This window comes from Bosea sp. PAMC 26642, assembly GCF_001562255.1.
Lineage (GTDB): Bacteria > Pseudomonadota > Alphaproteobacteria > Rhizobiales > Beijerinckiaceae > Allobosea.
In genome coordinates, this window is the sequence record NZ_CP014301.1 from 5,106,199 (window position 1) to 5,125,299 (window position 19,101).

The 19,101-nt window shown below is 65.0% G+C and carries 15 protein-coding genes and 2 pseudogenes; 3 read left to right on the forward strand and 14 right to left on the reverse strand.

Annotated elements, in window-relative coordinates; all coding sequences use genetic code 11:
- Window positions 1–60: 60 nt before the first annotated feature.
- Window positions 61–936 carry an SDR family oxidoreductase gene (locus AXW83_RS24375; RefSeq protein WP_236841764.1) on the forward strand — a complete coding sequence of 292 codons (876 nt, stop codon included), beginning with the start codon at window positions 61–63 and terminating at the stop codon, window positions 934–936.
- 181 nt (window positions 937–1,117) lie between these two features.
- Window positions 1,118–1,435 carry a hypothetical protein gene (locus tag AXW83_RS24380; protein ID WP_335339327.1) on the forward strand — a complete coding sequence of 106 codons (318 nt, stop codon included), beginning with the start codon at window positions 1,118–1,120 and terminating at the stop codon, window positions 1,433–1,435.
- 1,242 nt (window positions 1,436–2,677) lie between these two features.
- On the opposite strand, the gene AXW83_RS24385 is transcribed toward AXW83_RS24380, so the two are convergent.
- From AXW83_RS24385 to AXW83_RS28330, 3 genes and pseudogenes are all read right to left on the reverse strand, one after another.
- The gene (locus tag AXW83_RS24385; protein ID WP_168166153.1) at window positions 2,678–5,086 is read right to left on the reverse strand and encodes a MobA/MobL family protein; all 2,409 of its coding nucleotides are present in this window, start codon (window positions 5,084–5,086) and stop codon (window positions 2,678–2,680) included.
- Window positions 5,087–5,778: 692 nt separating this feature from the next.
- On the reverse strand, window positions 5,779–6,006 hold the full coding sequence (locus tag AXW83_RS27950) for a hypothetical protein (RefSeq protein ID WP_236841765.1): 228 nt from the start codon (window positions 6,004–6,006) through the stop codon (window positions 5,779–5,781).
- A 69-nt stretch (window positions 6,007–6,075) separates the two neighbouring features.
- A pseudogene (locus tag AXW83_RS28330) lies at window positions 6,076–6,267 on the reverse strand (cyclic nucleotide-binding domain-containing protein); the annotation flags it as partial.
- A 121-nt stretch (window positions 6,268–6,388) separates the two neighbouring features.
- On the opposite strand from AXW83_RS28330, the gene AXW83_RS24395 reads away from it, so the two are divergent.
- Window positions 6,389–6,946 carry a Spy/CpxP family protein refolding chaperone gene (locus AXW83_RS24395; RefSeq protein ID WP_066618577.1) on the forward strand — a complete coding sequence of 186 codons (558 nt, stop codon included), beginning with the start codon at window positions 6,389–6,391 and terminating at the stop codon, window positions 6,944–6,946.
- A 27-nt stretch (window positions 6,947–6,973) separates the two neighbouring features.
- Here AXW83_RS24395 and copM read toward each other — a convergent pair whose 3' ends face one another.
- The 11 genes and pseudogenes from copM to AXW83_RS24445 all read right to left on the reverse strand — a co-directional run bounded on the left by copM (window position 6,974) and on the right by AXW83_RS24445 (window position 18,915).
- The gene (gene copM / locus AXW83_RS24400) at window positions 6,974–7,408 is read right to left on the reverse strand and encodes a CopM family metallochaperone (protein ID WP_066618579.1); all 435 of its coding nucleotides are present in this window, start codon (window positions 7,406–7,408) and stop codon (window positions 6,974–6,976) included.
- Between the two features lie 25 nt (window positions 7,409–7,433).
- On the reverse strand, window positions 7,434–7,808 hold the full coding sequence (locus AXW83_RS24405; RefSeq protein WP_066618581.1) for a hypothetical protein: 375 nt from the start codon (window positions 7,806–7,808) through the stop codon (window positions 7,434–7,436).
- A gap of 19 nt (window positions 7,809–7,827) precedes the next feature.
- Window positions 7,828–10,953, reverse strand: a complete 3,126-nt coding sequence (locus tag AXW83_RS24410) for an efflux RND transporter permease subunit (RefSeq protein WP_066618583.1) — start codon at window positions 10,951–10,953, stop codon at window positions 7,828–7,830.
- Window positions 10,954–10,964: 11 nt separating this feature from the next.
- The gene (locus tag AXW83_RS24415; RefSeq protein WP_066618586.1) at window positions 10,965–12,665 is read right to left on the reverse strand and encodes an efflux RND transporter periplasmic adaptor subunit; all 1,701 of its coding nucleotides are present in this window, start codon (window positions 12,663–12,665) and stop codon (window positions 10,965–10,967) included.
- Between the two features lie 63 nt (window positions 12,666–12,728).
- Entirely contained in the window at window positions 12,729–13,157 is a 429-nt protein-coding gene (locus AXW83_RS24420) for a hypothetical protein (RefSeq protein WP_066618589.1), read from the reverse strand.
- A gap of 395 nt (window positions 13,158–13,552) precedes the next feature.
- Window positions 13,553–14,188 carry a HupE/UreJ family protein gene (locus tag AXW83_RS24425; protein ID WP_442855207.1) on the reverse strand — a complete coding sequence of 212 codons (636 nt, stop codon included), beginning with the start codon at window positions 14,186–14,188 and terminating at the stop codon, window positions 13,553–13,555.
- The gene (locus tag AXW83_RS28335) at window positions 14,169–14,546 is read right to left on the reverse strand and encodes a hypothetical protein (protein ID WP_442855208.1); all 378 of its coding nucleotides are present in this window, start codon (window positions 14,544–14,546) and stop codon (window positions 14,169–14,171) included. The genes AXW83_RS24425 and AXW83_RS28335 overlap by 20 nt, the downstream gene beginning before the upstream one ends.
- Complete coding sequence (locus AXW83_RS24430; RefSeq protein WP_066618592.1) at window positions 14,543–15,409, reverse strand: peptidyl-prolyl cis-trans isomerase; 867 nt, start codon at window positions 15,407–15,409, stop codon at window positions 14,543–14,545. The genes AXW83_RS28335 and AXW83_RS24430 overlap by 4 nt, the downstream gene beginning before the upstream one ends.
- A 31-nt stretch (window positions 15,410–15,440) precedes the next feature.
- Window positions 15,441–16,034 (reverse strand): hypothetical protein, encoded by a 594-nt coding sequence (locus AXW83_RS24435; RefSeq protein ID WP_066618602.1) that lies wholly within the window; start codon window positions 16,032–16,034, stop codon window positions 15,441–15,443.
- Window positions 16,031–17,944: pseudogene (locus tag AXW83_RS24440) on the reverse strand (DUF3604 domain-containing protein). The gene AXW83_RS24435 and the pseudogene AXW83_RS24440 overlap by 4 nt, the downstream one beginning before the upstream one ends.
- A 119-nt stretch (window positions 17,945–18,063) precedes the next feature.
- The gene (locus AXW83_RS24445; RefSeq protein WP_156640368.1) at window positions 18,064–18,915 is read right to left on the reverse strand and encodes a hypothetical protein; all 852 of its coding nucleotides are present in this window, start codon (window positions 18,913–18,915) and stop codon (window positions 18,064–18,066) included.
- Window positions 18,916–19,101 lie beyond the last annotated feature (186 nt).

The window sequence follows — 19,101 nt, forward strand, 5'->3', positions numbered from 1 at the left end:
CTGGCGTTGGCCGCCGCTGCGACGGGCGCGCAAGCCCAAGCGCCAACGACTGCTGCGCCCATGAGGGATCCGACGACCAAATATCCCAAGCCGCCCTTCCAGAAGCAGTCCCAGCCCTGGCCGGGTCTCGCCAGCAAAATGGAGCCCCGGCCGGACCATGGAGAGACGAGCTATAAGGGTTCTGGTCGCCTGGCAGGGAAGAAGGCCCTGATCACAGGCGGCGATTCCGGCATGGGACGGGCGGCCGCAATCGCCTATGCCCGCGAAGGCGCCGACGTCGCGATCAACTACCATCCCGACGAAGAACCCGATGCGCGCGAGGTGGTCGCGCTGATCAAGGCGGAAGGCCGAAAGGCGGTGGCGCTGCCTGGAGATCTGCGGGATGCGGCCTTCTGCACAAGGCTGGTCGCCGATGCGGTGGCAGGTCTTGGCGGTCTCGACATCGTCGTCAACAACGCGGCCCGCCAGCAGACCAAGGCGTCGATCCTCGACATCAGCAACGACGAATTCGACTGGACGATCAAGACCAATATCTACGCGCCGTTCTGGATCATCAAGGCGGCCCTTCCCCATCTGAAACCGGGCGCTGTGATCATCGGCACGACCTCCGAACAGGCAACCAATCCCTCGGCAGACCTCTACGACTACGCGCAGACCAAGGCCGCGACGACGAACTATGTGCTCTCTCTCGCCAAGCAGCTCGGCAAGAAGGGCATCCGCGTGAATGGCGTCGCGCCCGGCCCGATCTGGACGCCATTACAGGTCAGCGGTGGTGCGACGGACGAAAAGCTCGAAAAGTTCGGGGGGATGACGGCTCTCGGGCGGCCGGGCCAGCCGGCCGAATTGGCTTCGATCTATGTTCAGCTTGCGGCGGAAGACGCCAGCTTCACGACTGGCGGGATCTACAATGCCCATGGTGGTGGCACTGTCAGCTGACACGTCCCTCATGGAGCCGGCCGCGCGAAATCCGTTGCGCCGCTGGCCCCATTCAATTCGCTTCAGGGCGCGGGGATCGGTTGCAGGAGGGCACCCCTGACTTCAATCGCTCACTTGGCAAAGGATTCTCGCCTACGAGGAGTGGGCGCCTGGAGCAGCATCGGCAGGGGGAACACCCAGATTGGCGGTCAGGACCTACCCGACGACGCCGGACGGTCGGTACTTCATGATCGCAGGCAGACTGTGGAGATCGACAAATCCGGCGATCCCAGAAGCCGAGAGGCAGCGGCTGGTCAGCCAGCTGATGGACGCGCGACGTGCCGTCAAGAACGCCAGGTCGGGGCTGGGCGACCTGGTGGAGGCAAGAGCAGAGGTCAACGCCGCCAAGGTCGCGCTGGGTGAGCGCGGTCCGGTCTGGTGGGAGGACGGCGCGCCTGACTTCAACCGCCACATGGCGAAGAATACATCCTACGCGGAGTGGGCGCTGAAACGTAAGTGACCTACCACTCGCTCTCAGGGCGACCGATCGTGGAGTGTCCGGGAACGAGGCCGGACCTGGTGGCAACCTGGCGCGCGACGCATCCCCATAGCCTTGCTGCGTCGGGTTCTCCCCTATCGCGGGCGAGCCGAGCCACCTGGCGTGCCGTGTAGTAGCCGGCGCCGCCCTCGCGTTCGAACAGTGCTGTCGGCATGGGCTCCGCTCTCCTAAAATGATCGGAAGGTAAATCTCCCGGCTCTGAATCAGTCATCCTATAATGCCTGATCAGCGGAAGATTCACAAATCGGCACTTTCGATTCAGAGATCTCCTAAATGGCAAGCCTTATTGGGTGTAATCTCAGTGCATTCTCCCACTTTCTACAGTCAGCGGGAGACAGGAAGGGCGTCGAGGGTCAACTCGCCGTTTAGAGGAACAACGTCTCCCATATCTACAACGATCCGGGAGACGTTTAGCGGGCTGCCGGGCTACGCTCTCTGCCCGGGCCCTACAACGGGCTAAGGGATAGAGCCCTCCAAACGTCGCTTGAGACGGCTTCGCCAGATGCCCTACAACGAGCAAATTCAAGGACTTACAGACAGGCTCGAGAAGGAGTGAGCTACAACGCTCAGAGCCTGTCAGAGGAGGGGGATTAGGGCACGACATACAAAGGTTGCATCAGCCTCCTGTGAGGCGTTCGGACCACCTTCGTTATCGGTTCGCTGGGCCTCCCTCAGTCTCTCCGAGGGGTCTTGCAGACGCTATCGGGGCGCTTCGCGGCCGCCGATGAATGGCTCTCGAGACGGCCTGGTCGGCCTCATCCCGCGCGTCTCACGATGTGAGCCGCGCCACCCTGACAGGGCGGCTGCGTGATGTCGAGAGCTGGCTGAATCGGAGCTCGGCGATTCTGACAGGATTCGCCCGGAACCCCGGATTCAGGCACGATCTTCCGAGTGACACCCGTTGATTCGCGTAAAAGGACGCCGCCATGGCCGACAGCCAGACGACCTCCGCGACCACCGCCGGACCGACGCTGTTCATCCATGACGGGTACGAATTCTATGTCTTAGACGGCGAGCCTTGCATGTTTGAGGCCGAGCTTGGGAACAAGCTCGGCTACGCCGCCGATGACAACATTGCCAGGCTCGTCGGGCGCCAGTGGGAGGACCTCAAACGCTTTGGTTTGGTTCGTCAGCGCCGAGCCAAAAAAGCATGGATGACGTGTCAAGGGCAACATCAAGACCAGCGTCGCAGAACGCGCGTTGTCATAGATCGAAGTCGCGCGTCCTTCTGGACAGGATCGCCTTCTGGCGCTCCTTCTGCTTCTTCTTGCGCTTCTTGGGCGCCTCTGCGGGCGGCGGCATCTCGGCTTCTGGCCCGGTGATGGGCGCCTTGGGCTCGGGTTTCTCCTGGATCGGTTTGACGGGAGGCCTCGGGCCGCGCTCGACCGGGCCCGTCGGGACCGAGAAGACGGGATCGGGCCGCCCGGCCCATGGCGCCTCGGGTCGCAGGAAGCCCTCCTTCGGAGGCGTCCAGGCGCGCTTGGGGACGCCGGTCGCCGGCTTGGCCGCGGCGGCTTGCTGACGGTAGGCCTCAGGCGCGGTCGCCATGTGGGCCTGGGCCTCGAGAGGGCCCTTCTTAAAGGCGTCGATGAGGCCGTGGACGCCTTCGCGGACGACGTCGGCCTTGGACTTGCCGGGCACCTTCACGGCGCCGAGCTCCGCGATGAAGCCGGTGATCTGGCGCGCGACCTTCAGCGCCAACTGGTGGTGCGGCTTGAAGAACATCGCGTCGATCATCTCGTCGGCCGAGCTCGGGTAGAACTTCGGCGGCTGCGGGGGCCTGGGCTCCTGCGCCGCCCTCTGCGCGGCCTCGGCCTGCTGCTGGAGGACGGCGGCCGTGTACTTCGGCAGCACGGAGGGCGACTTGCCTTCCGCGACCTCGCGCCAGGCGCCGAGCGCGCTCCGGATGGCTCCGAGCGTGCGCGTGGCGATGCGCGAGTGCCGGTGGACCAAGTCGCCGAGTTCGACCTTGGCCGCGTCGTGGACGTAGGCCGTGTGGTGCGGGTCGAGCGAGACGATCTCCTCCTTCAGGCGCCGCGCCTCCGCGCCCTTCGGGTCCTTGGCGACGGCGGCCTTCATGCGCGAGCGCAGGGTCGCGGTCAGCGCCTTGATGTCGTCGGGGTCGGTCGCCTTGACAAGGCGCTCCAGCTCGAGGCGCTCGTGGGCGAGCGCGACCTCCTTGGTGACGTGCCGCTCCTTGGCCTGCGCGAACCTCAGCGCCGCCGTCCGGTAGGCCCGCTTCATCGCGCTCGAGGCGAGCTTGGCCAGGCCGCCGCGGCGGCCGAGGTACTGCGCCTCCTTCTCGACCTTCAGAAGGGCGGTGAGGCTGGCCTGCGTGGCGCGCTTCAGCTCGGCCGCCGTCGCGAAGCCGGCCGCCCGCTCGCGGGTGAGCTTGTCGATCTCGTGCTCGACGAGGCGCTTGGTCAGGTCGTTGTCGATGCGAAGGCGATCGCCGGAGCGCACCTTGTCCTCGATCATCTTCTTGACCGACTTCATCGCCTCGACTTCGAGGCCCATGTCCTTGTAGCTGCGCGCGTCGTAGCGGACGGGGACGCCCGAGGCGATCATCCGGGCGTTGACCACCTCGGCAAAGCGCTTTCGCTCATCCCCCACGAAATGATCGCGGTAGTCCGAAGGGACTTTTTGGCGCAGTGGGTAAATTTTCTTTTCGCCCTTGCCGCGCGTCTTGGGCACGAGCTCCGATGCGGCAAAATTCCACATCACAATGTCTGGCTTCGACGCCCGCCCGTGATGTTTTCCACCTTCCGGCCAAGCCTCCTTCCAAGCCGGCCGATTCAGCAGCACGATATGAGCGTGGAAGTTGCGACTGTCGTTTTTACCGGCGACGGGCGCGTGCAGGACGACCCAGAACGGCACCCTGTCGTGGCGGTACTTCTGGGTGAACTCTTCCATAATATGGCGCCGGTCTACCGCGGAGCACTCGTGCGGCAGCTCCAAAATAAAACGGTGCTGCAGCGTGGCATTGGCGCGTTCGGGATGTTCTTCGACCAAATCGCAAAACGCCATGCGCTCCTCGGTCGTCTCGCCCATTTCCTCGGTTCCGAAAGAGAAGGCGATCTCGGTCACCTTGGAGGCCGCCGCGCCCGGCTTGGCGTTGGCGGCGATCTTCTCCTCATCCTCGAGGTAACCCTGGATCTCGGACAGCGAGCGCTCGCGTCCGTCGACCCCGCCTATAGCGCGGCCGAGCTCGGCCTGGAGGTCAAAGCTCTCCTCGGCGCCCTCGCGCTCGATGTAGGCCATGTGCGCCGAGGTCTTCGAGGTGTGAGTCTTCGGCTTGGCAAATTCCTTCTTGCGCTTGCCGTAGGTGTGCTCGCCGGGGACGCTCGCGCCTGGTGGGATCGCGATCGTCTTGTGGGAGACGGCGGTGTGGTCGAAGTGGAAGGGACGGCCGCCGGTGTCTGGCGCCTTCATCTTGATGGAGGGCCGCGACGACGACTTCATCTTGCCGAAGTGCCGGCTCAGCGACCGGCCCATGGCCATCTCGAAAGAGCTCTTCGAGTTCCGGGCGAGGCCGCGGAACATGTTGGCCTTTCCAGCCCGTTGGACGCGCTTCTTGGCGTCCTTGGCGGCACGGTCGGCGGCGCGTTTCAAAATTCTATTGATTGTCGCAGCGCTGCTGGCTGCGGCTGCATCGCTAAGCGATGTATAGCCACCCATTACTTTCCATGATCCCGGACGCTTCGATCGCTCAGCCATCCCATAAGACCCCATAAAACTCGATGCCAACTGCTTCGACACAATTGTCGCAACAGCCAAACTCGCAGATTTTTTGAGGAAGCCTCTCGGGATCAGTCCGCTGCGCGCGGAGGGTCAACCAATCGCCACCGCGCGAAAGCGCGGCCTGATTCACTTACGTTGACCGATTCGCTGCCGCTCAGCAAGAAAGCAGCGAGGGCGAGAAACAGGACTGCTTCCGGAACGAATGCGCCACAAGCTGATATTACACCCTCTCCATAAACCGGACGCTCGCGGCCGCCATCGAGGGCATCAACTACAAGAATGCCAAGCCCAATTAGTCACCTTTCGCTGGAAATGAAAAAGCCGCCCGGAGGCGGCTTCGGCGTCATCAGTCAGCCCCGATTAGGGGCAACTGGGGCAGCTCGCGAGAGCCGGAGCCGCCAGGACGACCAGCGTGGTGAGGGTCAAGACGATTAGTTTCATAAGTTCTCTCCGTAGTTGGGCTGCGAGACGCTACCTGAAAGCAGGCTACCGTTTCCATCCCGCGCCGTTTCACGAGTACGGCACTTTGGCCTGTTCTGACTAAGTCAGGCCGCCGGAAGCGCTTAATCCACGACGGCACGCCGCGCGGCCAGCTCGCGGTAAAAGGCTTCCGGCGAAACGCCGATCTCGGCCGCGACCTCGCGCCATCGTCCTCTCGGCGGCAGTTCGCCCTCTTCCAGCGCCAGCCAGGCGTCAAGGCGCATGGCGACCGTCTTCAACGACGCGATCTCCGCTCTGGCGCGGGCCCGGCGCACCTCGACGGCGAGATGGCACGTCAGCGCCCGCGCCACATCTGGACGTCGTTCGAGCAAATCGATGACCCATTCGACCGGGACGCCCTGAACGCGAGCGGCGTCCCTCGCCACCGCGTCGCAATGATATGTGTCGGCAAAGAGAGACGCCTCGGCGACGATGGTCCCGGCTCGCGCACGCTGGATGGTTAGGTCCGCACCATGGGGAAGCGGACGGATAAGCGCAATCACGCCGTCCACGACACGATAAAGCCGACCAACGGCGTCGCCGCTGCGGAAGAGCGTCTCGCCCGCTTCCAGGCGGCGGTCGCGGCCCCGTTCCGGCCCAAAGTTCGTTCAAAGTCGAGGCCAACATGATCCTGATCATGCGGCCGGTCGGGCCTTCCAGACAAGATCGAGCGCAGAAGAACCGGAGTTTCCGATGCGCTCGATCCCCATCCTTGTCCTCGTCGCCTGCTCGCTTACTGTGGCGCCGGCAGCAGCCCAAAGCCATGTCGGCGGCCATCACGGCGGCACGGCTTCGGCTCCCTATGCCGGTCTGGAGACGCGCCGGATCAAGGCACTTTCGCCGCAGCAGATCGCAGATCTCGGAGCCGGTCGCGGCATGGGTCTGGCGCTGCCCGCCGAACTGAACGGCTACCCCGGCCCCCTCCACGTGCTGGACCTGGCGGACGCGTTGGGCCTCACGGTCGAGCAGCGGAGCCGCACCCAGGCGCTGATGGACGCCATGCGTGCGGAGAGGATCCCGATCGGGGTGCGGATCGTCGGCGAGGAGACCGCGCTCGATGGCCTGTTCGCCGAGAGGACGGTCACGCCGGCGAGCCTTCGGGACGCCACGCGGCTGATCGCGGCGAGCCAGGGCACCCTGCGGGCCGCCCATTTGCGCTACCACCTGCTGATGGCAGAGCTGCTGACGCCCGACCAAATCGCCGAATACGGCCGGCTTCGCAGTTACGGCCCGGCCATGGCCATTCCGTAACCGGTCAGGTCAGACCCGACGGCCCGCTCACTTCGGCGCGTTCTTGCGGAGCCATTCGCGCATCTCGGCGATCTCGCGCTCCTGGTCCTTTATGATCTGGGCGGCGAGCGTCTTCGTCGTCTCGTTCTTGGCATGAGCCAGGGCGACCTTGGCCATGTCGATCGCGCCCTGATGATGCGGGATCATCTTGGTTCGGAAGTCGACGTCTGCATTGCCCGTGTAGGGCACGGCCATGGCGTGCATCATCTTCATGTCGGCGGCCTTGAAGTCCTTTGTCGAGGCGGCGTCGCCGGCTGCCGGCATCATCGTCTTCATCATGGACTGCATCGAATCCATGTTCATCATGCCCATGGGCGCGGCACCGGCCGGGGGGGCTGCGCCATGCCCCTGATGGGACGATTGCGCGAAAGCGGGACCGGCAAGGGCGAGGAGGATCAGCGTGGTGGGGATCGAGAGTTTCATCGGGTCGGTTCCTTCTTCGAGGGGGTCAGTCGTTGGTGAAGCGCGCCTGCAGCGCATGGCCGTCGGCGAGCGTGGCGGAGACAACGACGCGGGCGCCCTTACCCAGGGTTTGGGAGAGGGAGCCGACGAGCTTGTTGGGTTCGACGGGCGAGAGAGCCACGGTCGCGGTCTTGCCGGCATCCTGGACGATGGCGCGCGCCGCCTTCGTTCCCGCGGAGGAAAGCGGCTTGTCGGCTGCGTCACTGAGGTAGAGGACGAACTCGGTCCCCCTCGCCACCATCTCGACATGGTGGCCCGCGACGTCGACCACCGGCCCGCCGTTGGGGCCCTTCGAGACCTCATGGGCCCCGGCCGTCGATACGAAGGCAACGATGGCCAGGGCGGTGAGCGGTTTGAGCATGTTCGTTCTTCCTTTCGCTTCAGTAGGTCTCGGCAGGTGTCAGTTCCCCGCCTTCCGACGCACGGCCGGCGGCGATGCGTTCCAGCGGCTTGCGGCCGTAGGCGAGGAAGAGGAGCGGCGTTAGCACCGTGTCGATGATGGTCGCCGAGATCAGGCCGCCGAAGATGGTAACGGCGACCGGGTGCAGGATCTCGCGGCCGGGCTGGTCGGCGCCGTAGAGCAGCGGGACGAGCGCGAGCCCCGCCGACAGCGCGGTCATCAGCACCGGCGTGAGGCGTTCGAGGCTGCCGCGGATGACGAGGTCGCGCCCGAAGCTCTCGCCTTCGTGGAGCGCCAGGTTGATGTAGTGCGAGACCTTGAGGATGCCGTTGCGGGCCGAGATGCCGGCGAGGGTGATGAAGCCGACCATCGACGCCACGGACAGTGGCTGCCCGGCGACGTGGAGCGCCACCACGCTGCCGATCAGCGCCAGCGGGATGTTGCCCATGATGATCAGGGCGAGCACCGCGGACTGGTAGCGAGTGAACAGCACGACGAAGATCATGGCCAGCGACACTAGGCTCAGCAGCCCGATCCGCAGCGTCGCCTCCTCCTGCGCCTGGAAGGTGCCCTCCATGCGCGTGACATAGCCCTGCGGCAGGGGCGTCGCGGCCACGACCTGCCGGATGTCGGCGATAATCGCCGTCATGTCGCGCTGCCCGTCGCCGTTGCCGTAGACCGCGATGCGGCGCTGGCCGTTCTCGCGCTGGATCTGGTTGGGGCCGTCCGTCTCGGAGACCGAGGCGATCATGCGCAGGGGCACGTGGCCGCCCGGCGTCGCGATCAGCAGGTCCTCCAGCCCTGTCGTCGAGCGATCCTGGTCGGATAGGCGCAGCACCACGTCGTAGCGGCGGTTGCCCTCGACGATCTGCGAGACCGTGCGACCGTTGGAGAGGGTCTCCAGCGCTTGGGTGACGCTCGCAGGCGTCAGCCCGTAGAGCGCCGCCTTCTCATGGTCGACGTCGATGCGCAGCTGTGGGATGCGTACCTGCCGCTCGACCTGGAGGTCGACCAGGCCGGGCACGACCGCCAGCCGCTCGCGCAGCGTCTCGGCCAGGCTGCGGATCGTGTCGAGGTCCTCGCCATAGACCTTAAGCGCAATCTGGGCCCGCACGCCCGAAAGCATGTGGTCGAGCCGGTGACCGATGGGCTGGCCGATGTTGACCGAGACCGGCAGGACGCTCAGCGCAGCCCGGATGTCGGCGTAGATCGCCTCCTTGGGCCGGTCGGAGCGATGCAGGTCGATGTCGACCTCGGATGAGTGGACGCCTTCGGCGTGCTCGTCGAGTTCGGCGCGTCCGGTGCGGCGACCGATCGACTTCACCTCCGGCACTTTGAGCGCCAGTTGTTCGGCGATGAGCCCCAGGCGATGGCTCTCGGCCAGGGAGATGCCGGGATTGTATTGCAGCGAGACCACCAGCGTGCCCTCGTTGAAGGGCGGCAGGAAGGTCCGCGGCAGCAGCGTCGCGCCATAGACGGCCAGGGCCACGCCGATGCCTACGACCGACAGGATCAGGCCGCGCGCCCCGAAGGCCAGGCGCAGCAGCGCCGCGTTGCCGCGCTTGAGATGACGCACGACGAACGCGTCCCTCTCATGCCCACCGGCCGTGCCCGAGAGCAGATAATAGGCCATCACCGGCGTCAGCGTGATCGAGACGACCAGCGACGCCAGGATCGAGACGATGTAGGCGACCCCGAGCGGCACGAAGAGACGGCCCTCTATGCCCGACAGGGCGAAGAGCGGGATGAAGACCAGGATGATTATGGCTGTCGCGTAGACGATGCCCGACCGGACCTCTTGTGAGGCGGCCGCGATGACCGCCAGGACGGGCTTGGGCATGGCGCTTTCCCGGTTCTGCTTAAGGCGCCGAAGGATGTTCTCCACGTCCACGACCGCGTCGTCGACGAGTTCGCCGATCGCGATGGCCAGCCCGCCCAGCGTCATCGTGTTGATCGTCAGGCCGAAGAACTTGAAGACCAGCACCGTGGTCAGGATCGAGACCGGGATCGCGGTCAGCGAGATCAGGGTCGCCCGGACGTTCATCAGGAACAGCAGCAGGATGACGGCGACCACGCCTGCCGCCTCCAGCAGCACGCGCTCGACATTGGCGATCGAGGTCTCGATGAAGGTGGCCTGCCGGAACTGGACGTTAGTCGCGGAGATGCCGGTGGGCAGCGTCTTCTGGATCTCGGCCAGCGACGCCTCCACCTGCCTGGTCAACGACACGGTGTCGGCGTCCGGCTGCTTCTGGATGCCGATGATCACGGCCGGCTTGCCCTGGTAGCCTGCGTCCCCGCGCTTGACCCGCGCGGCGAACTCGACGGCCGCGACCTGGTGCAGCAGGACCGGCTGGCCCTGCCGCTGCACGACGACCGTGTTGCGCAGGTCCTCCAGCCGTCGTGTCAGCCCCACGTTTCGGATCAGGTACTCCCGACCCTGCTGGTCGACGAAGCCGCCGCCGGTGTTGGTGCCGAAGCGCGTGACCGCCGCCTCGACCTGCTCGTGAGTGACGTCCAGCGCCTGAAGGGCCGCGACGTCCGGCGTGATCCGGTACTGCCGGACCTGCCCGCCGATCGGGATGACCTGCGAGACGCCGGCGATGTTGAGGAGCTGCGGCCGGATGGTGAAGTCGGCGATCTCCCGGACCTCCATGGGCGAGGACCGCTCGGCCGTCAGCGCCACCAGCATGATCTCGCCCATGATGGAGGAGACCGGGCCCATCTGCGGAGCGACGCCGCGCGGCAGCTGCTCCCGCACCAGCGAAAGCCGCTCGGCCACAAGTTGGCGGGAGCGGTAGATGTCGGTCCCCCAGTCGAACTCGACGTAGGTGATCGAGAGCCCGACGCCCGACACCGAGCGGACGCGCAACACGCCCGGCATGCCGTTCATCGCCGTCTCTAGGGGATAGGTGACGAGCTGTTCTACCTCCTGTGGGGCGAGCCCCTCGGCCTCGGTCATCAAGGTAACCGTGGGCCGGTTCAGGTCGGGGAAGACGTCCACGGGCACGCGCGGCAGCACGTAGGAGCCATAGGCGACGAGGACGAGCGCGGCGGCGATGACGAAGAGCCGGTTGCGCAGGCTGGCCGAGACGAGGAGGTTGAACATCGCAGTCTCCTTCAGCGGATCTGGTTGAGGTGTTCGGCGCCGCGCACGACGATGCGGTCCCCCGTCGCGATGCCGGCACGGATCACGACCCGCGTCGCGTCGAACGGCTCGGTGCGGACGGGCTTGGCCTCGAAGCGCTCGGGATCAGTGTGGCGCCAGACCAGCGCCTCGCCGTTGCCCCCTCGCACGACCGCGTCGCGCGGGACGATGATGCCGGCGACGCTGGCCCCGTTCTGGGCCGTCACCCGGACGGGCTGCCCTATCGCCAAAGTGGCGGGTGCGTCCTCGATCGAGAACTGTACCACCGTCGCCTGCTGCTGCAGCGCCCGACCGAAGCCGCGGAAGGACAGCGCGAGGGGCTTGCCGCCTGGCAACGTCGCGGAGGCGCCGCCGAGTTGCGACAGGTCGACATCGCCATAGGACAGCGCCTCGACCCACAACCCGCCGGGATCGAGAACTTGGAACAGGACGTCCTGCGATCCAACGACCTGTCCGGCCACGACCCGGACCGCCGAGACCACGCCGTCGAGCGGCGCGCGCAGCACCTCGGGTTCGATCCGGATGCGTCCGACGATTTCGCGCCTCTTCGTCAAGCCCGCGAGCTCGATCTCGGCGTCGATAACCTGGCTCTGGGGGGCGATGGCCCTTTCGGCCAGCCCGCGCGAGCGCTTGAGCTTCGCCTCGACCATGGCGATCTGCTGCTCGATCTCGCCGACGCGCTCCGCGATGGTGGTCCGGTCGGCCTGCGGCACCGCCTGCTCGACGGTCGCCAGCACGTCGCCGCGCCGGACGGCTTGGCCTAGCCGAGGCAACCCTTCCGCCGGCGCGACGATCCGCCCGCCGGTGATGCTCTGGACTTGGCCGGAGCGATTGGGATCGGCGATGACGCGTCCGACCAGGGCGACGGTCCTGCCGGCCTCTTCGGGCTTGGCGACCTGGGTGCGCACGCCAAGCAGCCGCTGCGTCGACTTCGGCGCGAAGACGGCCCCGTCCGCGAGCCTGCGGGGCGTGTCGCCCGCCGGAAGGGCGGCCTTGGCGGCGTCGCCGTGGTCATGGCCCTCATGGGCGGTCGCGATCGCCGTGCCCGCGATCAGCAGCAGCACGACGAGCCCTATCGCCGGGATGGCTGGACGGGCGTGTCGGAGGCCGACGCCGAGCAGCAGCCCGAACGCAAGGGCCGCGCCGGTGGCCAGGTGAAGCACCGGCACCTGCTTCCCGGCGATCGTGACACTCGCGGCCCGCGGTTCGGTCGGCGCCGACCCGGCGGGCGCGGGGGACGCGGTCGAGGCCGCCGGGCGATCCAGCGTTCCGATCAGGAGATCGTCGCCTCCGGGGTGGGTGATCGAGATTACGATTTCCAGCGGACCCGCGCCCACAAGCTGGTCGGAAGCCAGAACGTAAGTGCCGTCCGGCGTCGGCGTCGCCGCGACCTCGGCGCCCCCTGCGACCGCGACCGCAATGCGCGCGTCGGCAACGGGCTCGTTGCCGGCATAGCGGTCGAGGAACAGCGTCAGCCGACCCGCACGCAAGACTCCGACAAGCTCATAGGCGTCGGAGTGACGCGCCAGGCGGGGCGTTCCAGAAGCCGACACCGCGGCCGCCGGGGCGCCATGGTCGTGGCCCTCATGGGCCGCGACGGGAATCGACAGGAGATAGGCGAGCGCCAACGGCGCGATCAGGCAGCGAGCGAGGCTGCGGCATAAGGAGAACATGAGGAGGAACCCACTGACATCGGCACGGCATTCCCGGCGGCGCGGCGGGATGCCGGCCGTCGATCAGGCGATGTCGAGGGTTCGTGGCGGCCTAGCGTGGATACCCGAAGACCTTGCGAGGAGGGGCGTCTCCGGCGGCGGTGCGAGCCGAATGCCGTGATGGGTTCTTAGGGGAAGAGGGGCGATGCCGCGTTCGATGAGGGCGACGGTGCACATCGTGCCGCAACAGGCTCGGCCCGAGGTGCCGTCGCGCTGCCGGTCATCCGGTGCGGTCCAGGCGTGCTCGCGTTCCGAAAGGCAGACGCCGGCCGTCTCGACCAGCGAAGCGTCGTTCAATGACCGCTGCGTGCCCTGTTGGGAAACGGCGGTGTGGACTATGGCCTTCGATGCCTGGCCGTGCCCAGAATGCGCGGTGGCAGGCGTGGCCCAGGCAAGCGCCAGCAGGACGACCAGGGCGGCCGCCTTCAGTCCGCTTGCCAGTGCGCCGACCAACCTCACACTATTCCTACCGATTTGCTTGATGCCGAGGGGACAGATGGGACTTCCCACATGGGAAGGTCAAGAGACAGCAGCGCCCATAGAGTTCATCGTTACTAAGGTGGCTTTTCGAAGACCGTCTGTCGCCAGCGGAAAGCGCCACTTCCTGACGTTGGTACGCCGCCCGAAAGCAGACGTTCTCAGCCGCGCCGAGTTCAAAAATGAGGTCGGACTAGATTAACTCACCGTCCTGCCTGCTCTCACCGGGCGAGAGGCTATGCTGGTTATCGACGAAGTCGCTAATAAGCCGCGCTGCCGGATCGATGGCGAGGCCGAGATCTGGTCGGTCACGATGGCGCCAAGCAAGAGCACGCAGACGGACGCATGCCTGTATTGCCAACATTCAGCGATCAGCTCCAGAAGCTCTCGATACGCGTGACTAGCCAGAACATCGACATCGTTCCAATAAGGTACGTCGTAGCAAGGCGCACAGGCACAGAGGGGATACGGATCGTCGCGGTCGCTACCTTGATCGCAAGGAGAACGGCCGCGACGAACAGCAATTGCCCGGCCTCGACGCCCAGATTGAAGGTCAGCAGGGCAAGCGGCACGTCGGTCTGCGGCAGGCCGATCTCCTTCAGGGCGCCGGCGAAACCAAAGCCGTGCAGCAAACCGAATGCAAAGGCTACGAGCCAGGGATAGGTTTCTGATGTGCGCTGCTGACCAGGTCTGGACCGGGCCAGTTCGCTTGCGACGAAGGCGATGCTGAGCGCGATCGTCGCCTCGACCGGCTTTTGCGGCAGGGTCAGATAACCCAGCGCCGCGCCTGCGAGCGTGATGCTGTGGGCAAGCGTAAATGCCGTGATCGTCGCCAGCAGCATCCAGCGGTCGCGGATGAGAAGCATCAGCGCCAGCACGAACAGCAGATGGTCGAAGCCGATCAGGATATGTTCGACGCCGAGCAGAAAATAAGTCTGGGCCACCTCGAACGTGGTCTGTGACGCGGTGACGACGAGGGTCGGCACCTCAGGGGTCAGGCGCGCCACCTGTCGAGCCATCGGCATAGGCCAGGCGCACTAGCACATCGGTCAGGCTTGTGCGCAGGCCGTCTATTGTCAGGCTGCGGCCTTTCAGGCCGCCTGGACAGCGCGCCGTCCAGCGCTCGAAATAGGCGCCCGCCTCGAAGGAGTTGACCGCCTCGCCCTTCGGACTGCACGTCTCCGGCAAGCGAGCATAGAGCCCAAGCCTCATCTCACCCAGCGCGGGTGTCTTCCAAACGATGGCAAAATCGCCGCCCGCCGTTTCGCGGATGTCGAGATAGGCCGGGCGCAGTTCATGGGCCGTCGACGGCGCAGCCGAAAGCATCTGCCAAAGGCAGACCAGAGCTGTAAGTAGGCGTATCACGGGCTTCGCCCCGTTTGAATTGCGCTTTCTGCCTGCGTCTCGATCCTCACGCGGTAGCGCTTTAACCGCTCGGCAAGTTTCGCCTCCTCGGCTTGCCGACGCCGCTCATTTGTCCATTCCTGTGCGACGATGGCCCGACCCTCGACGAGCGACGCCACCCGACCCGGCTGGCTTTCCCCGACATGAACGAGATGAAGGCCGAAGCTCGACTTCACAGGTCCGGCCCATGCCCCGGGCGGGGTCTGGGCCAACGCTTCGGCGAAGGCCGCGCCGAAAATCTGGCCGATCGCGGCCTTGCGCGTCGGTAGCAGGTCGGTCGGCAGAATGGTCGCGTCGCCCAGCGTCGCGGGATCGGTATCGGGCTTGGCACGCAGAACCTCGAGCACAGAGTTCACGTCTTGCTCGATCCCTTCCCCGCGGCGTTGCGGGCTAAAGAAGACCTGTCGGAAGGCCAGCATCGGCTCGACATAGAACCGATCGGAATTCGCGTTTAGAAAGGCCTCCAATTCCGCTTCGCTCGGCGTCGCCGCTTCGGCCTGCGCCTGACTGAGAAACTCCATCTTCAGGCCCAGGCGTCGGCGGATCACCGTGTCGTCCTTGTCGAGCCCGAGCGCTAGCGCCTCGCGGTAGAGGATCTCTTCCTTAACGTGATCGTCGATCAGGCCCTTCAGTTCGCTCGTAGTGGGCGGGCGCTGCCGGGTCTTGGTAAAGAGGCCCGCAAGCTGTTCGATCTTGGGGCCAGTTACGACGATCTCGCCGGAGCGTGGCTCGTCGTTCCTGTTGACAGCCCCGTAGAGCCCGAAGATCGCCAGCGCGAGTATCAGGAAGTGTGCCAGGGGCTCTTTGAGTAGGCGTAGGATCATCGCAGAGCTCGGTTCATGACGTTGCGTGGCGTTATGGCGGCAGCGTCACGGCCGTCATCGGTGCAGGCAGACGATCGAGCCAGGCGGAAATCCGACCTTGCCCCTCGATAGGACCATAGAGGCGCAGCAATCCCTGCTGTCGCGCGGCCGACGGAGTGATCCGTCCCGACATCAGCGCAGCGACGACGGACTCCTCCGTCACTATGACGACGTCGGATGCCTGAGCTCCGTCGACATGCGAAACTACACTCACCCCGCTTTGCGCGGGCGCAAACCGGGTCCAGAGCATCGGCCCGATCAGTAGGATGGAAAGGCTGGGCACAGTCTCCACGTCCATCACCAAGACGAGCCTGTCCCGAAGCCTGGAAAGATCCGCCGCTGCTCTGCGATAGCCCAGGAGGGCTCTGGCCGCTTCCGGCCGCTGGTCGCGCAGTATGGTGCCCTCCAGCTGGGCCCTCCAGACGGCAGACGTCACGTGCAGTGCCTCGGGATAGACCCAGTTGAGTGCGCCGCGCGCCGCATCGGCCCCCTTGGGGTCCTCGAAACCGCAGGCTGACGCAAGCGTCGTCCCCGCGACCAGAGCTATGGTCGGAAGCAGATGTCGAGGGAAGCGCCGGAATGTCACGGCGTGTACCAGATCGGCGAGGTATAGGCGCGTTCTGTGACCGTCATCCGTGTGCCGGGCAGCGGTTTCGTGCCGAAGCGCTTGGCGTCATAAGCGGTCCAGCGCGGCGTCGGAATTTCGAGAACGCGTACGTAGTAGAAGGCGCGCAGAGCTGCGTCGAAATCCGGGTCCTTCCATGTGGCGATCAGTTCGGGCGCACCAATCGTGTTCGTCCAGGTGGCGTTCTGGATATCGACCGTGCTGCCGACCGATGAAACCTTTCCATCAGGACCCGGCTTGCGGTCTCCCGACCATACGACGTCGTAGACTTTCTCCTGCGTCTTGCCGTCCTTGCCGACCCAGCCCTTGATGATCTGGATCCGGTCGATATTGGCACCGATCGCGTCCTTGAGCGCGGCCACGAGGAATGTCGGGACTTTACCAGCCGGAGCGCTCTTCAGGTCGCCGCCCATCGGCACGCCCTTGCGATAGCCGACATAGGCGGGCAGCCGCTCACGGGCGTCCGCCTCGTCGAACTCCCAGCCGCCGAAGAACCGCACCGCCATGCGCGGACCTGTCGTCGCATAGGTCTCCTTGCGCTGCATCGCGTCCCAAATCGCCTCGCGCGTGTTTTCTGTTGCCCAGACGGCGGCGTATCCGGACGAAGAGACCTCCCAATCCATGATCTTCACACCAGTCTGCGGGTTGGCGAAGAAGGTCTTCATCATTCGTTCTGGGCTCGGCTCCTGCGGCGTGGTCTTGCCAAAGAAATTGTCCTCCTCCATTGCCGCGAGCCCGGTATGGGCGTCGGAACTGCCAACCAGGCCGAACTTGTAGGGGTTGGCACCAAGCTGCTGTTCCAACAACAGGCCGTTCTTCAGCGCAGAGCGGGCGTACTCAAATTCAAGCATCTCCTTGGTTTTGACGGCGCTGCCGTCGAGGTTTCCCTTGTCCCAGGTCTCAAAGTCGGCAAATTCATCATTGGGCGACAAGAAGGGGTGGGCTTCGCCATCACCCTTCGTCTGGGTCACCTCGTAAAGGCGCTCCCATTTGGCGCGCTGCTCCGCGTACTCCTTATCCACCGGTTTACCGGTGAATGATTCGATCAGGGGAAACATCCGGCCATTGCTGAGGTTGCCATTATGAGCGATCGCCAGAACGCTGCCGCCGGTCTTCGCCTCGTAGGCCGCCATCCACTTCCAAAGATCGCGGGGATTGTCGCTGCCAAGAGGCGCCTGCGTCGTAAAGGGCTCGACTTGGCTGGCGCGCGCGGCATTGTCACGGAAAATGACGTTGCGATGTAGATTGTTGCCGCCCGTGTTCGAGGTCCATTCGAAGCCGATGAACGCCGTGAAGCGGCCGGGTTCGTTCGCCTCCTCGGCGGCCTTGATCGTCTGCTGCCAAGCCGACTGGAACGTGCGCGTTCCAGGCAGCGGCATGATCTCTTTGTCGATCGCTCCTTTGCCGAAGCTCTGGATAATGTCGATTGCGGCCGCTGCGCCTTGGCCGGAGAAGACCATCTCATGTCACTTCTTGCCTTGCTGGCTCGCCATGATCACGGGATCGCCGCCCACGAGCAGAGGGAAGAACCCCATTCCATCGGAGTGATCGGCCACGACGAGGAAGTCTAGCGGACGGGACAGCTTGGCGCGCTCTCCAGCCGACGCGGTTATCTCCTCGCCTCGAGCGAACCTGTAGGCTTCCTTCGGCCCGAGACGAGCGCCGAATGCGCCCGCGTCCATCGAGAAAGCCGTGTGAAGATGCGTGTCGCCAAAAAACGGTCGTGTCGGAAAGTTGCGGCCGGCATAAGGAGAATAGCCCGGCTTCGGCGCCAGGCGGTCGGCTGAGGACTGGTCTAGCGTCCCTGTATCTTGGGCGAACAGGGCTGAGGGCGACGAACCCAGCGAAGCGCCCAGGAGAAGAGCGCCGATGGCCGTTGAAATTTTGGGAGCCTTCAAGAGATCATCTCCTCATCTTGGCGAAAAAGTACACGGTAGTCGGAGCCAGTCTTATCCGCCCCATTATTGTCAGCCGCCGGTTTGGTGCGGGTTCAGAAATGATAAGCGATGCTAGAAAACAGGCCATGCTGAGTGGCACGATAGCTGAAGCCATCCTTGCGATAGTCCGTATAAATCGCCCGGTAGCCGAGAGCCGTAGAAATCGACTCCGTCCAGCGGTATCCGACGGAGGCGAAGCCCTGTGTCGTGAAACGCGAGCCGACGCCAAAGCCGCCGACATCGACAAGCCCATTGACGAACCAGCGATCATTGATGCGCCAGTTGGCCGCTAGTCCGACAATCGGGTCGGCCCACTGCTCGACGCTGCTGTTACTGATCGTGACGGGGATCAATCCGGGCGTCGCCTCGATCTTACCGGTGATGCGCTGATAGCGAATGCCTGCGGTCGCGTAGAGGTCGAAGTCGCTGCTGGCGAGCGGTAGACGATATCCGGCGATGGCCGACGCAACGAGTTGTCGCATCTCGAACTCGACCCTCGTGCCGGGCAGAACAGCTGCCAGCACCGGACGTCGCGCACCCGGCGGCTTGACGAGCGCATCGGCGGAAATTTGCGCCCAAATCAGATCCGTCAGGATCATCCAGTCGTCGTTCTTGGCGAGGAACGAGCCCATCACGGCGCCGTTGAGCTTCTCCAGCAGGTCACCGAAGCTCATGTCGATGCTGACGGGAGGCAGGTTGCGCACTCCGGATTCGCCCTTGAGCGCGGTCGCCCAGCCATAGGCCGTGGCCTGGAAATGCCAGCCAGAGGGTTGGGTCAACACCGGCGCGGAGAGCGCCGGCGCTGACCGATCCGCAGCCCAAGCGGTCATCGTTGAAAATGCCAACCCCAGAGCAACGACGCTGCACCTGAGTTGGCTGACCCGCCGCGATTGAATACGCCGCATATCCCCTCCCGAAGTCGAACATCCTTTTCCAGACTTGCTATCTGGAACCATGACCGCCGCGAGCCGGCCGCGACGCACTATCGACGCGCCGAGGTCGGCTCGGTCTTCCGGCGCTAGCGTTTAAAACCGATCAGCACGCCATCGGCACCAAGCGACAGCTGCAATCCCCTCCGCTGCGTATTCAGG